This is a genomic window from Streptomyces poriferorum, assembly GCF_019399235.1.
Lineage (GTDB): Bacteria > Actinomycetota > Actinomycetes > Streptomycetales > Streptomycetaceae > Streptomyces > Streptomyces poriferorum.
The window spans coordinates 13302-27722 of the sequence record NZ_JAELVH010000003.1 but is presented as its reverse complement, the minus strand read 5'-3'; the positions used below and the strand labels follow the sequence as shown (position 1 = coordinate 27722).

14 protein-coding genes are annotated in these 14421 nt (G+C 72.5%); 4 read left to right on the top strand and 10 right to left on the bottom strand.

Going from position 1 to position 14421, the window contains the following annotated elements; all coding sequences use genetic code 11:
- Window positions 1-13: 13 nt before the first annotated feature.
- From JGS39_RS00955 to JGS39_RS00945, 3 genes are read right to left on the bottom strand one after another with little or no spacing between them, the layout of a single operon-like run.
- Window positions 14-1591 carry a 3-hydroxyacyl-CoA dehydrogenase gene (locus tag JGS39_RS00955; RefSeq protein ID WP_219566661.1) on the bottom strand — a complete coding sequence of 526 codons (1578 nt, stop codon included), beginning with the start codon at window positions 1589-1591 and terminating at the stop codon, window positions 14-16.
- Between the two features lie 50 nt (window positions 1592-1641).
- Window positions 1642-2418, bottom strand: a complete 777-nt coding sequence (locus JGS39_RS00950; protein WP_219566615.1) for a CoA-transferase subunit beta — start codon at window positions 2416-2418, stop codon at window positions 1642-1644.
- 47 nt (window positions 2419-2465) lie between these two features.
- Window positions 2466-3383 carry a CoA transferase subunit A gene (locus tag JGS39_RS00945; protein WP_219566660.1) on the bottom strand — a complete coding sequence of 306 codons (918 nt, stop codon included), beginning with the start codon at window positions 3381-3383 and terminating at the stop codon, window positions 2466-2468.
- A 160-nt stretch (window positions 3384-3543) separates the two neighbouring features.
- Here JGS39_RS00945 and JGS39_RS00940 point away from each other — a divergent pair, with 160 nt between their 5' ends.
- Both JGS39_RS00940 and JGS39_RS00935 read left to right on the top strand, forming a co-directional pair.
- The gene (locus JGS39_RS00940; protein ID WP_219566614.1) at window positions 3544-4446 is read left to right on the top strand and encodes a LysR family transcriptional regulator; all 903 of its coding nucleotides are present in this window, start codon (window positions 3544-3546) and stop codon (window positions 4444-4446) included.
- Window positions 4447-4559: 113 nt separating this feature from the next.
- A complete protein-coding gene (locus JGS39_RS00935) occupies window positions 4560-5786 on the top strand; it encodes an acetyl-CoA C-acetyltransferase (RefSeq protein ID WP_219566613.1) in 1227 nt (408 codons plus the stop codon).
- A gap of 31 nt (window positions 5787-5817) precedes the next feature.
- Here the strand turns inward: JGS39_RS00935 and JGS39_RS00930 are convergent, their stop codons facing one another.
- Complete coding sequence (locus JGS39_RS00930; protein ID WP_219566612.1) at window positions 5818-6339, bottom strand: cupin domain-containing protein; 522 nt, start codon at window positions 6337-6339, stop codon at window positions 5818-5820.
- Window positions 6340-6760: 421 nt separating this feature from the next.
- Here JGS39_RS00930 and JGS39_RS00925 point away from each other — a divergent pair, with 421 nt between their 5' ends.
- On the top strand, window positions 6761-7714 hold the full coding sequence (locus tag JGS39_RS00925; RefSeq protein WP_219566611.1) for a nitroreductase/quinone reductase family protein: 954 nt from the start codon (window positions 6761-6763) through the stop codon (window positions 7712-7714).
- 64 nt (window positions 7715-7778) lie between these two features.
- Here the strand turns inward: JGS39_RS00925 and JGS39_RS00920 are convergent, their stop codons facing one another.
- The 5 genes from JGS39_RS00920 to JGS39_RS00900 form a co-directional block, all read right to left on the bottom strand.
- Window positions 7779-8525 carry an SAM-dependent methyltransferase gene (locus JGS39_RS00920; protein WP_219566610.1) on the bottom strand — a complete coding sequence of 249 codons (747 nt, stop codon included), beginning with the start codon at window positions 8523-8525 and terminating at the stop codon, window positions 7779-7781.
- Window positions 8526-8724: 199 nt separating this feature from the next.
- Window positions 8725-10191: a sialate:H+ symport family MFS transporter gene (locus JGS39_RS00915; protein ID WP_219566609.1), complete on the bottom strand. Its 1467-nt coding sequence runs from the start codon at window positions 10189-10191 to the stop codon at window positions 8725-8727.
- A 64-nt stretch (window positions 10192-10255) separates the two neighbouring features.
- Entirely contained in the window at window positions 10256-10936 is a 681-nt protein-coding gene (locus tag JGS39_RS00910) for an N-acetylmannosamine-6-phosphate 2-epimerase (protein WP_219566608.1), read from the bottom strand.
- Complete coding sequence (locus JGS39_RS00905) at window positions 10933-11898, bottom strand: ROK family protein (RefSeq protein ID WP_219566607.1); 966 nt, start codon at window positions 11896-11898, stop codon at window positions 10933-10935. Before JGS39_RS00905 ends, JGS39_RS00910 begins: the two co-directional genes overlap by 4 nt.
- Window positions 11895-12854, bottom strand: a complete 960-nt coding sequence (locus tag JGS39_RS00900; protein ID WP_219566606.1) for a dihydrodipicolinate synthase family protein — start codon at window positions 12852-12854, stop codon at window positions 11895-11897. Before JGS39_RS00900 ends, JGS39_RS00905 begins: the two co-directional genes overlap by 4 nt.
- Window positions 12855-13003: 149 nt before the next feature.
- On the opposite strand from JGS39_RS00900, the gene JGS39_RS00895 reads away from it, so the two are divergent.
- Window positions 13004-13699 carry a FadR/GntR family transcriptional regulator gene (locus JGS39_RS00895; RefSeq protein WP_219566605.1) on the top strand — a complete coding sequence of 232 codons (696 nt, stop codon included), beginning with the start codon at window positions 13004-13006 and terminating at the stop codon, window positions 13697-13699.
- Window positions 13700-13731: 32 nt separating this feature from the next.
- On the opposite strand, the gene JGS39_RS00890 is transcribed toward JGS39_RS00895, so the two are convergent.
- Entirely contained in the window at window positions 13732-14322 is a 591-nt protein-coding gene (locus JGS39_RS00890; RefSeq protein ID WP_219566604.1) for a TetR/AcrR family transcriptional regulator, read from the bottom strand.
- Window positions 14323-14421: the final 99 nt, after the last annotated feature.

The following is a 14421-nucleotide window of genomic DNA, read 5'->3' as shown; positions in this document are numbered from 1 at the left end:
CGGCACGACCCCCTCACACGGCGCTCTCCTGGCCGCTGTCCAGGCAGTCCGCCGGTGACGTCCCCGGGTCCGTCAGCGCCAGGCCCAGCGCCGCGCGTTCGGTGACCCAGCGGGTCGGGCGGTGGCGCGGGTCGCCCGTCGTGGCGTGCAGCGCCCGGTGCAGCTCCAGCATCCTGGCCGCGCCGATCCGGTCGCCCCAGGCCAGCGGGCCCACCGGATAGCCGAGACCGGTCGTCACCGCCAGATCGATGTCGCCCGGCGTCGCCAGCGCGCGTTCCGCGATGGACGCCGAGACCGACACGATCGACGCGAGCAGCCGCTGCGCGACCGAGCCCGCGGTGTCCCGGACCACCGACACCGCGAACGGCTCGCCGCCGTCCGCGGTCCGCGCCAGCACCGCGCGGGCGTCCCGCGCCGCCACGGCATCCGCGGCCGGAGTCACGGCCAGCACCCGGCGGCGGCCGGCCGGCGGCAGCGGGTCCACACCGAAGGTGCGGCCCGCGGGCAGCCCGTGAGCGGCCACGGCCGAGGCGACCGCGGTGCCCCAGACCGGAACCAGTACCAGCGCCCCGGCAGGCACTTCGGCGCCGGTCACCACCGTGGCGCCCGCCGCCGACAGAGCCTCCCGGAGTGCCACCGCGTTCGCGGCGTCCGCATCCCCGGCGCCGGACGCGGCGACGACGCACACCGGCCGGTCCGGGTCGCCGGTGACCGGAGCCTCCGGCGCGGGCCCGGCGGCCTCGGGGCCGTACGGGAACCAGCCGCGTCCCGTCTTGCGCCCGTGCAGCCCGGCCGCCACCCGGTTCGGGGTCAGGTACGAGGGCCGGAGCCGGTCCTCGTGGCGGAAGCCGTCCCAGATCGAGTCGATCACGGCGGCGGTCACATCGAGTCCGGTCAGGTCCATCAGCTCGAACGGGCCCATGCGCAGGCCCAGCACGTCCCGCGCGATGCGGTCGATGCCCGCCGGGTCGGCGACCGTCTCCTCCAGCAGCGCGAGCGCCTCCGTCACCAGCCCGCGCCCGGCGTGGTTGACGAGGAAGCCGGGGGTGTCGGCGACCGTGACGGCGCGGTGCCCGCAGCTCTCGACGAGCGCGGTCAGCAGCGGCGGGATCCCGGGGCGGGTCGCGGCGCCGGGCACGACCTCGACGATCCGCATCAGCGGGACCGGGTTGAAGAAGTGCAGTCCGGCCAGACGCGTCGGGTCCTTCAGCCCGGCGGCGATCCGGGTCACGGACAGCGAGGACGTGTTGGTGGCGAAGACGGCCGACGAGGGCAGCGCCTGCTCCAGCCTGCCGAAGACCTCCGCCTTGGTGGCCAGGTCCTCCCTCACGGCCTCGACGACCAGCTCGACGTCCGGGCCACCGGCCCACGGGTCGTCCAGCGGGACCAGCCGGCCCAGGGCGCCGGCCGCGTCCTCGGCGGACATCCGGCCCTTCTGTACGGCCCGCTCCAGCATGGACCGTACGAAGCCGGCCGCCTCCGCCACCGCCTCCGTCCGCACGTCGCACAGCTCCACGGTGTGTCCGGCGACGGCCGCCCACTGGGCGATGCCGCGGCCCATGGCTCCGGCGCCGACGATCCTGATACGCATGGTGGTCATGGTCCTCTCGATGGGGCGGGTGACGGACGGGCGGCTGCGGATCAGCGCAGGTACACGCGGTCCGGGTCGACATCCTCGCGCAGCAGCCGCAACTCCGCCCCGGTCGGGGGCGGCACCTCGTCGACCGTGTCGGCGACCCGCAGCTCCCAGCCGGTCGCGGCCCGCACCTGCTCCACGGTGACCCCGGGCTGGACGGCGACGAGCCGCAGCTCCTCGCCCACGCCCTCGCGCGCCATGATGCCCAGTTCGGTGATGACCCGGGTGACGCCGGAGCCCAGGGGACGGATGCCCTCGGCGAGCGCGCGGTCGGGCCCCGGAGTCGTGCAGAAGTCGAGCTCCGCCGGGAAGGAGCGCGGATGGTGGCGGCGCATCACCACGAAGACCTCGCGGGAGTTGGCCATCACCTCGACACCGCCGCCCGAGCCGGGCAGCCGGACCGACGGGCTGTCCCAGTCGCCGATCACCGAGGTGTTGAGGTTGCCCCAGCGGTCGATCTGCGCCGCGCCGAGGAACCCCACGTCGATATGGCCGCCCTGCAGTACGCAGCCGAAGAGCATCGGCATCGAGATCACCGCCTCCGCCCCCGTGATCAGGACCGCGTCGGCGATGGTCTCCGGCAGCCGCGCGGGGTGGGCGCCGCAGACCCCGGACTCGTACACCACCTCGATGTCCGGGGCGACCGTCAGATGGGCCAGCTCGGTGGCCAGGGTCGGCAGTCCGATTCCGGCGAACACGGTGCGGCGCGCTGCCAGTTCGCGGGAGGCGACGACGGAGAGCAGTTCGGACGAGGTGACGGCGTCCGGCGCGGCGTGGGTCATGGGCCGTTCCTTCCCGTGCTCCGTGGCTGCGGTCCCTCCGGAGGCGCTCACAGCCGGCGCCCGTAGTCGACCGGCTCGCTGAGCGCCTCGCCCACCGCGAGCCGCGCCCAGAACTCCTCGCCGAGCCTGTCGACGTACTCCGCATGGTCCGCGGTGCCGCGCACCCACTCGTCCAGCCAGTCCTGGAGCCGCTGCGGGTCCTTGCTGATGTGCGACCAGGCCCGGTAGAAGGCGTTGTCCCGGTCGTAGTAGCCCTGTGCGAACGAGGGGTGCGCCCCGCGCGGGCAGCGGACCACCGCGTCGACGGCGTGGGCGGGGACGAGCGTGCGGTTGGGGTCCGAGCGGATCACCTCGTCGTCGACGATCTCCTCCACGACGACGATCGCCTTGTCCGCCGCGTACACCGCCTCGGCCTGGACGCCCGTGAGCCCCCATATCTGGGTGTTGCCCCGGCGGTCGGCGCGCTGGGCGTGGATGATCGTCACGTCCGGGTTGACGGGCGGTACGACGTAGATCTGCTCGGGCCCGCCGTCCGGGCCAGGATACGGCGAAGTGACCTTGCGCAGGTCGCTGTTGACGGACGGGAGGTCGCTGCCGCCGTAGGAGCGCAGCGGGTAGAACGGCAGGCGCTGCGCGCCGGCGAGATAGCGGCAGATCATTCCGTAGTGGCTGTACTCCTCGAAGGCGAGGGGCGCCGGGTCCGCGCTCTCCACCCGTCGGCGCAGCTCACCGAGCGATCCCGCCGAGGAGTTGCCCACGAACGAGGAGACCAGCCGCGTCACACAGCCCGCTGCGATCATCTGGTCCACGACGATGTCCGCGGTCATCCGTACGACGGTGAGGTCGCGGCGGCCCTGACGGATGATCTCGTGACCCGCGGCGGTCGGGATGAGATGGGTGAAGCCTTCGAGGCAGACGGTGGCGCCGTCACGGACGAAGGCGGCGATCGCCGCCTTCATCGACATCGACTTGTCTGTCCGGTCCGTCGGGGCCACCGTGCTCCTCTGCGTGTGCGGGCGCGCGCGTCGCCCCACGGTGTCAGCGGTCATTGATCGGTGTCCAATACCGAATTAAGCTCGGATCAAGACGACTGGGTAATCAATGGCTGCCGGGGGAGGGACGGGCATGGAACTGCGCCATCTGTTCGCGTTCATCGCCGTGGCCGAGGAACTGCATTTCGGCCGGGCCGCGAAGCGGCTGCAGATGGCCCAGCCGCCGCTGAGCCAGCAGATCCGCCGGCTGGAGAAGGAACTGGGCGTCCAGCTCTTCGAGCGCAACACCCGCTCGGTGCGGCTGACCAGCGCGGGGGAGTCCTTCCTCCAGCCGGTGCGGACCGTGATCGAGGACCTCGACACCGCCGTACAGGCCGCGAAAGCGGCCGGCCGCGGGGAGTACGGGCGGGTCAGCATCGGCTTCGCGGGAGCCTCCAGCCACGAGACGCTGCCCCGGCTGACCCGGGCGGTACGCGCGGCCCACCCCGCGATCGAGCTCGTGATGACCGGCCAGACCTACGCCAACGTCGCGCTCGCCCGGGTCGCCGACGGCTCGCTCGACCTGGGGTTCGTACGGCTGCCGGTGACGCAGCCGGGCGTGACCTTCCGGGTGATCGACGAGGAGGAACTGGTGTGCGCGCTGCCCTCCGACCACCCGCTCGCCGCCCGGGAGAGTGTTCCGCTGGAGGTGCTGGCCGGGGAGCCGTTCGTCTCGTTCCCCGCCAACACCGGCTCCACCGTGCGCGATGCCATGGTCGGGGCCTGTGAGGCCGCCGGGTTCAACCCGCGGGTGGTGCAGGAGGCCCCCGACTCGTACACGATCCTGGCTCTGGTCGCCGCGGGCGTCGGGGCGACCCTCACCGTCACCTCCGTCCAGCACATCCAGCAGAGCGGCCTCGTCTACCGGCCCCTCGCCGGACCACCGATCAGACGGCAGGCGGCACTGGCCTGGCGGGCCGACAACCCCTCGGCCGCCCTGCGCGCGGTGCTCGCCGTGGCGGAGGAAGCACTGCCCACCCCTCGCCCCGCCGATTGAGACGCACGGCGTCTTGAATCAGGGGGAACTGGATATTGGACCGGCTCAGTCGCGGGTGCGAAGGTCGGGTCAGACCTCTGTCTTCTTCCGTCCCGCTCCCGAAAGGCCCCGCTGTGCCCGACCCGAACGATGTCGTGATCTGCGAACCGCTGCGTACCCCCATCGGCCGCTTCGGCGGGGCGTTCGCCGGGCAGACGCCCGCCGCCCTCGCCGCCCGCGTCATCGCCGAGGTCGTCGCCCGCACGGGGATCGATCCCGACCGGGTCGACGAGGTGATCCTCGGACACGCCTACCCCTCCTCCGACGCCCCTGCCATCGGCCGGGTCGCCGCTCTGGACGCCGGGCTCCCGCAGTCGGTCACCGGCCTCCAGACCGACCGCCGCTGCGGCTCCGGTCTCCAGGCCGTACTCGACGCGGCGATGCAGATCAGGGCCGGATTCAGTGACGTGGTGATCGCCGGGGGCGTCGACGTGATGAGCGCCGCGCCGTACTACACGCACGACGGCCGCTGGGGCATCAAGGGCCCCGGCCTCCAGCTCCACGACTCGCTGGCGCGCGGCCGGGTCACCGCGGGCGGCGTCAACCACCCCGTGCCCGGCGGCATGATCGAGACGGCGGAGAACCTCCGCCGCGCGTACGGCATCAGCCGCGCCGACCAGGACGCGCTGGCCCTGCGCTCGCAGCAGCGCGCCGGCCGGGCCATGGCCGAGGGACGGTACGAGGCGGAGACCGTCCCCGTCAGCGTGAAGACGCGCAAGGGCGAGACGGTCGTCACCGCCGACGAACACCCCCGCCCCGACACCACCGCCGAACAGCTCGCCGGGCTCCGCCCGATCCTGGGCAAGTCCGACCCGGAGGCCACGGTCACCGCCGGCAACGCCAGCGGCCAGAACGACGCGGCGGCGGCCTGCCTGGTGACGAGCGCGGCCACCGCGGAGCGCCTGGGCCTCACCCCGCTGGTCCGGCTGGTCTCGTTCGCGCGCGCGGGCGTGCCCGCCGCCACCATGGGCATCGGCCCCGTCCCGGCCACCCGCACCGCGCTCGCCCGCGCCGGACTCACGCTGGCCGACCTCGACCTGATCGAGCTCAACGAGGCCTTCGCCGCCCAGGTGCTGGCCTGCACCCGTGAACTGGGCCTCGGCGAGAAGGACCACGAGGAACGGATCAACGTCAACGGTTCGGGCGTCTCGCTCGGCCATCCCGTCGGCGCCACCGGCGCCCGCATCCTCGCCACCCTCACCAGGGAACTGCACCGCCGCGAGGCCCGCTACGGCCTGGAGACCATGTGCATCGGCGGCGGCCAGGGCCTCGCCGCCGTCTTCGAGCGCCTCGCGGTCTGAGAGGTCCGGGACCTGCCGGCGGCACGACGGCCTACTCCGCCCCGGGCTCGAAGTCCTCGGTGAAGTAGCTGTCGTGCCGGACGCGGAACCGCTTGAGCTCCTCGCCCCCGCGCTGCGACACCTCCGCGACCTGCTCGAAGTACTCCTCGCGCGGGGCGCCCGGGGAGAACAGCAGGAGCATGGACATCGGCTCGTCGGTCACGTTCTTGAAGGCGTGCAGCCCGCCGACCGGTACGTACAGGAAGTCGCCCGCACGGCCGGTGACCCACGCCTCGCCGTTGTAGAGCTCCAGTTCGCCGGACAGGACGTAGAACGACTCCGACATCGCCTTGTGGAAGTGGGTCCTGGCGCCGGCGGCCCGTGCGGCCAGATCCACCTTGTACAGGCCGAACTCGCCGCCGGTCGACTCGTTGGTCGCCAGGTAGTGGGTGGAGCCGCCGCCGGGCGAGGAGATGTCCGGCGGAGTGCCGGCCGGTCGGAAGACCGCGTTCACTTCGCCCCTGTCGCCGAGATAGCGGGGCTCCGGGTACTCGAGGTGGTCCGGGTACGACATGATGCGCTCCTTCGGAAGGGGTCCACCCCATGGTGGCTCCCGCTCCCGGAAGGCGACATCGGGCTTGCGGACGATCACGGGCCGACGAGGAATGAGGACCTGGGCCCTATGGGCCTCCGCGTTCCGGGATCGGCCCGGTCCCGGTACACGGCACCCCGGTTGCCGTTGCCCGCGCCCGGGTGACGTTGCTCGGTACGCGGAGACGGTGTTACGTTCCTGCTGAGCCCCGTATGGGCCTACGCATGGAGGTAGCGGCTACTCAGCCATTACAGAGATCGGCACGTTCCGTCTCTCGCAGCTCGTCAATCCCGTCCTGGGATTACTGCGCCCATCTTCACTGCGTAAGCATGCGGGGTATTTCTGTGTCGATTTCCGGTGGCGTGGCCCTCCTTCGCAATCGAACGCCACGGAAAGGCAGTGCATGAGCGAGGACAAGGCAGAGACCCCGGAAGCCCGGCCCGAGACCTGGGCCGGCTTCGACGTCAATGAGTTCCAGCGTCAGGTCATCGCCGAGTTCCGGGCGAACAACGGGAAGATGAGCGGAATGTTCGAGGGCTGGACATTGACCGTGCTGACCACTGTCGGAGCCAGGAGCGGCCTGCGCCGGGAGAGCATCCTGGGTTATCTCGAGTTCGACGGAAAAGGGATCGTCGTCGCGTCTGCGAACGGCGCCGACAAGCACCCCGCGTGGTACCACAACATCCGCAGGAACCCGATCGTGACGGTCGAGACGGGCACCGACACCTATCGGGCGATCGCCGCCATCCCGCCGGCCCAGGAGCGTGACAAGCTCTTCGACCGCGTGATCACCGAGGCACCGGGCTATGCCGGCCACCAAGCCCGGACGACCCGGGAGATCCCGGTCGTCGTACTGAACCGGATCGGCCCCGAGCCCGGCGGGGAGCGGGTCAAGGGCATGGGGGACTGGATCGTCGAGGTGCACGACTGGCTGCGCGAGGAGCTCGGGACGCTCCGCACCCAGGTGGACCGGGTCATCGAGGGTGGCGCGGACACGGTCGAGCGGACGCGGCCGGACCTCGCCCAGCAGATGCGCGCCCACTGCCTCAGCTTCTGCGGGGCGCTGAAGAGGCATCACGGCGGCGAGGACACGGCCATGTTCCCGATGCTGGCCAGGCAGTTTCCCGCACTCGCCCCGGCGCTGGCGCAGCTCGGCGAGGAGCACAAGGAAGTGGCGCGGCTGCAGGACGACATCCAGCAGCTCGTCGACGGCTTCGTACCGGGTGAATCCGACCCCGTGCGGCTGCGCACCGACCTGGAGCAGCTGGCGAACCAGCTGGAGTCCCACTTCGCATACGAGGAGGAGACGATCGTGACGGCGCTCAACGCCACGGCTCCGGCTCCCGAGTTCGGCTGATCATCCACCGGCGCCCCGGGCCGATTCCTTCCCCGGCCCGGGGCAGCCGTCCGTCGCGCCGGGGTCAGCGCTTCATCAGGGCGAACACGCCCCATCCCAGGTACTCGCGCTGGTACCGGACGTAGCTCACCGGCCCCGTGGTCAGCTCCGCGCGCATCTCCCCGGCATGCTCGTCGTCGGGGTTCTCGTCGAGCCAGCGGCGGATGCTGAGCCACTGTGCCGCGACGTACCGGTCCCAGCCCTGCTGGTCGGCGAGCACCATCTCCACCACGTCCCAGCCCAGCTCACCGAAGTGTCCGAGCAGTTCCGGCAGGGCGAGGAAGTCGTCCCGGGCCGTCGCGCCACACGCCTCGACGGTCTTCAGGTCCGGCGGTTCCCGGCGCCAGTACGGCTCGCCGATCAGCAGCAGGCCGCCCGGCCGCACCGAGCGCTCCAGCAGGCCGACCGTGCCGGCCACGCCGCCGCCGATCCAGGTGGCGCCGACGCACGCGGCCAGGTCCACGGGTTCCGGCGCGACATGGCCGGACGCGTCGCCGTGCACGAAGCCGACCCGGTCCGCCACGCCCAGCTCGGCCGCCCGCGCCCCGGCGGCGGCCAGGAAGACGGTGCTGATGTCGACCCCGGTCCCGGTCACGCCGTGATCGCGTGCCCAGGTGCAGAGCAGCTCGCCGCTGCCGCAGGCGAGGTCGAGGATCCGGGTCCCCGGAGCCAGGCGCAGGGCCCGGCCCAGGGTGGCCAGATCCTCCTCGGTGAACGGGTTGTGAACGCGATGGCCGCTCTCGCGGATGGTGAAGGCACGGGGAAGGTCCACGCCGGGGAAGCTAGGCCGTCCCGGCGCCGCCGTCCAACGAATTACCCACCGGTCCACGGGAGCACGGTCGTCGGTGTCATCGCCTACCGGTCCACCGGCCCGCGGCCTAACGGTCCACGGGGGACACGGTCGTCGGCGTCGTTGCCTACCGGTTCACCGGTTCACCGGCCTGCGGCCTACCGGTTCACCGGCACGCGGCCTACCGGTTCACCGGCACGCGCGCGTCGGCGGTCGCCGTCGGCGCCACTTCCGCCAGGTGGTCCCGTTCTGCGTCCGGGTCCGTCAGCCGGTTCAGCCGTGCCGGTACGTCGAAGCCGACCAGCAGCACCACGATCACGGTGCCCGCGAACGTCAGCACCGCCAGTGCCCGGCCCAGGTCCATCCCGGAGGCGAGATGGGCCCCGAGGACCGGGGCGACCGCCCCGCCGAGGGCGCCGACGTTGTACGTGAAGCCGAGCGCCGCGCCCCGGCTCGCGGTCGGGAAGTGACCCCCGATGTACCGGGGGAGCAGCCCGGAGATGCCGAAGCTCGTCGCCTGGAGCAGGAAGAGCAGGATGCCGAGCAGCATCAGGTTGTTCTGCACCGCGAAGACCGGATAGACGAAGGCGAGCGAGGCCAGCAGCGTCAGCGCGTACGCCTTCTTCGTACCGAGCCGGTCGCCGAGGAAGCCCGCGACCCAGCAGCCCACCATGGTGCCGAAGCCCGCGAAGTACAGCACGTCGGTGACCTGGTCCGTGGTGTAGCCCAGTTCCGTCTTCAGGTACGTGGGCAGCAGGGCCTGGATCGGCCAGGAGTACAGGAACGCGAAGAACAGCGTCACGATCATCGACAGGTACAGCACCCAGCCGCGCTTCCCACCGAGCTGCACGGCGAACGCGGCGAGCGAGAGACCGGCGATCACGGAGAGCACGGGGACCAGGCCGGCCCCGCCCGGGGTGAAGACGAGGAACAGCGAGACCGTGGCGACGACGACGAGGACCGTGTTGGCGGTGGCCCGGGCCCGGGTCAGGAACAGCGGCCGGAACGGATTGGGCTTCGCGCCCTTGTCCGCCACGGACTCCGTCCACTCCTCCGCCTCGGGCAGCGCGCGCCGCATCCACAGCGCGATGGCGATCGGGATGAGGCCCAGATAGAACATCCAGCGCCAGCCGAGCGAGGGGACCACCCAGTTGTAGACCTGGGCGGCGAGCACCGAGCCGACCGAGAAGCCGGAGATCAGGAAGCCGCTGGCCCGGTTGCGCAGGCCGGCGGGCCAGCTCTCCATGACGTACGTGGAGCTGGCGCTGTACTCACCGGCCATGCCCATGCCGATGGCCAGCCGGGCGGCGAACAGACTGGTGTAGTTCCATGCGAACCCGCAGGCGAAGGTGCCCACCGAGTACAGCAGGATGCTGAGCACCATGGAGAGCTTGCGGCCGTAGCGGTCGCCGATGGCGCCGAGCACGGCGCCGCCCAGCCAGCGGGTGATGAACGCACCGGAGATCAGGCTGGCCGCCTGCACCGTGCTCAGGCCGAACTCGTCACTGATCTCGGTCAGGACGAGGGTGATCAGCACGAAGTCGAAGCCGTCGAGGACGTAGCCGATCCAGGCGGCGAAGAACGACTTCCACTGGGTGCGGCTGACCTGGCGGTACCAGGGGAGCGTGGGGGGTGTCGAGGTCTGCACGGTGACTCCAGGGTGCGGGACGGTGCCCGGTCATTTGAACAGCCGTCCCGCGTGTGGGGACAGGTCAGGGCCGGGTGATGCCCGCCACGAAGCGGGCGGTCAGAGCCGTGGGAGCGGTGATGGCGGTGCCGACGACGACGCTGTGGGCGCCGCGTGCCAGGGCCTCGGCCGCTTCCTCCGGGGTGTTGATACGGCCTTCGGCGACCACCGGCAGGTCGATGGCGGCGGAGAGGGCCGCGACCAGATCGAGGTCGGGGCCGGTCTGCTTCGGCGTGCCGGGGACGTAGCCGGACAGGGTCGTGGAGACGAAGTCCGCCCCCAGCTCCGCTGCCGTGACGCCCTCGGCGAGGGTGGAGACGTCCGCCATCACGAGCGCGCCGGCCGCGTGGACCGCCTCGACGAGTTCGGCGAACGTCGAGCCGTCGGGGCGCGGCCGGTCGGTGGCGTCAGCGGCCACGACGGCCGCGCCCGCCCCGGCGACGGCCAGGGCGTGCCGGACGGTCGGGGTGATGAAGACCCCGACGTCGCCGTCCTTCCACAGGCCGATGACCGGCAGGTCGACCACGGCGGTGATCGCGGCGACGACCTCCGGGTCGTTGGCCCGGATCGCGGCGCCGCCACCGGCGACGGCCGACAGCGCGAGCCGCACCAGGGTGGACGTCTCCCGCATCGGGTCGCCGGGAGGTGCCTGGCAGGACACGATCAGCTTGCCCTGGAGGGTGGTGGCCAGTTCCTGCGCGGTCATCGGAGAGCTCCCGGGTGGTGGAGGGGAAGGGTGGTGGTGAGGGAGGCCGCGCCGAGCACGGCCGCGTCGTGGCCGAGCAGCGGGGCCTGCGGGACGAGCCCCCGCAGGGGCCCCATCAGCTCCGCGGCGAACGCGGCGCGCAGGGCGTCCGCGTACAGCGCGCCGATCCGCGGGACCCCGCCGCCGATCACGACCCGGTCGGGGCCGAACGCGTTGGCGAGCCCGCCGAGGACATGGCCGGCGGCGGCCGCACCGGTGGTGATGGCGGTGACGGCGTGGGCGTCGCCCTCGGCGGCGCGCGCCGCGACAGTCTCCAGCCGGTCCACGGGGGCGCCGGTCAGCCGCGCGTAGTGGGCGGCGATCCCGGGCCCGGAGGCGATGACCTCCAGGTGGCCGGTGGCGCCACAGGTGCAGGGCAGGCCGGCCGCCTCGGGGCTGGGCACATGACCCAGGTGCCCGGCGATGCCGGCCGATCCGTGCAGCATCCGTCCGTCGGCGGCGACGGCGCCGCCGACCCCGGTGCCGATGGCGGCGAAGAGCAGCGAGCCGTGGCCCGCCGTCCGCGCGTTCAGCGCGGCGAGCTCCGGCCCGGCGGTCGCGCGCACGTCGTTGTCGCAGGCCACCGCGTATCCCGTGCGGTTGGCGAGCCCGACGCCCAGCGGGGTGCCGGCCCAGCCGCGGATGGAGTCGGTGGCGCTGGTGACCATGCCGGTACGCGGGTCGATGACCCCGGCCGCCGCGATGCCGAGCACCGAGGCGCCGTGGGTGGGGTCGACCTCGGCGGCGGCCGCGGCGAGCGCGTCGAGCACCGCCGCGGCGCCTTCCTGGGCCGGGGTGGGCCTGCTGTGCCGGGCCAGGACCGTGCCGTCCGCGGCGAGGAGCGCGGCGGCGATCTTCGTACCGCCGAGGTCGAGGCCGACGACGGGGCCCGCGGCCGGTGCCGGCTGTGCCGAGGAGGTCATCGGACCGGCGGCAGACCGGCGTCGCGCAGCCGTGCGGAGACGAGCGCGACGGATTCGGCGGACAGCTGGATCTGCGGGAACGCGGTGTCGCCGCACTCGATGACGCCGAGCAGCTGGAGCGCCGACTTGAACGAGCCGAGCGCCGAGGAGCTGCGGCCCATGTCCGCCTCGGGGCCGACGTCGACCATGGCGAACAGTTCGATCAGCCGCTCCTGTTCCTTGGCGGCCAGCGTCCAGTCGCCCGCCCGCGCGGCCTCGTAGAGCCGTACGTAACCGGCCGGGTCCACGTTGCCGATGCCGGGGACGACACCGTCGGCGCCGGCGAGCAGGGCCGCGTCGACGGTCAGCTCGGAGCCGGTGAGGATGCTGAAGTCCGGGATCGGGCCGTTTCCGCGGCCCTCGCGGCCACCGAGCTCGACGACGAGCCGGCGCAGCCCGCCCTCGTCGCCGCTGCTGTCCTTGAGCCCGGCCAGGGTGCCGTCCTCGGCGAGCTCGCGGACCAGCGCGGCGGACAGCTTGCTGTGCACGGCGACCGGGATGTCGTACGCGAACAGCGGCAGGTCCACTTCGGCGCGCAGCCGGCGGAAGTGCCCGGCGATCTCCTTGGCGTGGGTGCGGGTGTAGAACGGCGCGGTCGCGACCAGCGCGTCGGCGCCCAGGGCGGCGGCGGACTTGGCATGCTCGACGACCCGGGCCGTGGTGGTGTCGATGACGCCGGCGAGGACCGGGACGCGTCCGTCGGTCGCGTTGACGACGGTCTCCAGGACGGTGGCACGCTGTTCGTCGGTGAGGTAGGCGACCTCGCTGGTGGACCCGAGCGCGAAGAGTCCGTGCACGCCTCCGCCGATGAGGTGCTCGACGAGACGGACGAGCGACGTGGTGTCGATCTCCCCGCGGGAGTCGAGCGGGGTGCAGACCGGCGGGACGACGCCGCGCAACGGTGCGGTCAGAGACATGGTGAGGCTCCAGCTGATCGGGACACCGATCCGGGGCCTGAGCGGCTACCCGGATCGAGACGTGAGACGTAAGATGTCCTATGTCTGACTCACCTTAAACAGATGCTCCTGGGAATGGTCAAGGGGCAACGGCACCTCAGGAGGACGTTGTGGCGCGGCCCACCATGGCTCAGGACATCGAGCGCCGGATCAAGGAACTGATCCTGGACAGACGGCTCGCGCCGGGCGACGCGCTGCCCACGGAGTCGGAACTGATGGACCTCTTCGAGGCCGGCCGGGTGTCGGTGCGCGAGGCCCTCAAGTCGCTCCAGGCGGTCAACGTGGTGGAGATCCGCCGGGGTTACGGCACCTTCGTCGGCTCGCTCTCCCTGTCACCGTTCGCCGAGGGGCTCGCCTTCCGCGCGGCCGTCCGTCACCGCCAGGGCGAGCCCGGGCTCGCCGAGCTGATGAAGGTGCGCGAGGCGCTGGAGGCGGGGCTCGTCGGGACGGTGGCGGCCGGCGTGCCGGCCGAGGACCTCGACGTCCTGCGCGCCCTGGTCGCGAAGATGGAGGAGGAGGCGGGTGCGGGCCGGGTGGCGCGCTCCACCGACCGGGCGTTCCACCTCGCGCTCTACGCCTCGCTGGACAACCACCTGCTCAGTGAGGTGCTCGACGCGTTCTGGGCGGCCATGGACCGGGTCCGCGAGGACTTCGACGACGGCCATCAGGACCCGTCGGTCACCTGCGCCCAGCACCGCGAGATCGTCGAGGCCGTGGCGGCGGCCGACGGCCTGCGTGCGGTGAGGGCGATGCGTACGCACTTCGACGGCATCCGCACCCGGCTGGAAACCTCCCCGGTCCGGTAAACGCGGCGTCGTGCCCGGCACCGGCCGGGCTCTCACCGTTCCCGCGTCGCCCCGGTGATCGCGGTGACGGCCATGCGTACCGCCCGGTCCGTCACCGCGGCCGGGTCGTCGCCGTTCTCGATCGCCGTCGTGGCCGCGTTGACGATTCCCTGAAGGAGCAGCGCGGTGCGCCGCGGATCCTCCTCGCCCAGCTCAGTCAGCGCGCCGATCAGCGGTGTCAGCAGCTCCCGGTGGGCCCGCACGGCGCTCTCCCGCACCACCGCCGCGTCCCGCACCCCGGCCAGCGCCTGGGCGATCCGGTGCTCGCCGCCGCGCACCAGGTCCAGCTGCGAGGACACGTAGGCCGCGATCTTCTCCCGCGGCGTACCGGCCGCCGACATCCCGGCCCGGATGGCGTCCGTCCAGCGGGGCATCGCGTCCTCGACGACCGCGGCGAGCAGTTCGGGGCGGCCCGGGAAGTACTTGTACACGCTGTTGCGGGCGAGGCCCGTGGCTCTGGCGATCGCGGTGAAGGTCACGGCGTCGGCGTCGCCGCTCTCCAGCAGCTCGCGTGCCGCCCGCACCAGGGCCAGTCGCTGCTGGGCGTGGTGCTCGGCGACCGTGGCGGCTCTGATCCTGGGCACCGGCCCAGTCTAGAAGCCCGGCGGCACGGGACGGCCCCCCCCACTTGGGGACGCCGCGTCCCCATCATCTATGTTGGCGACACACCGTCCCTAACATCG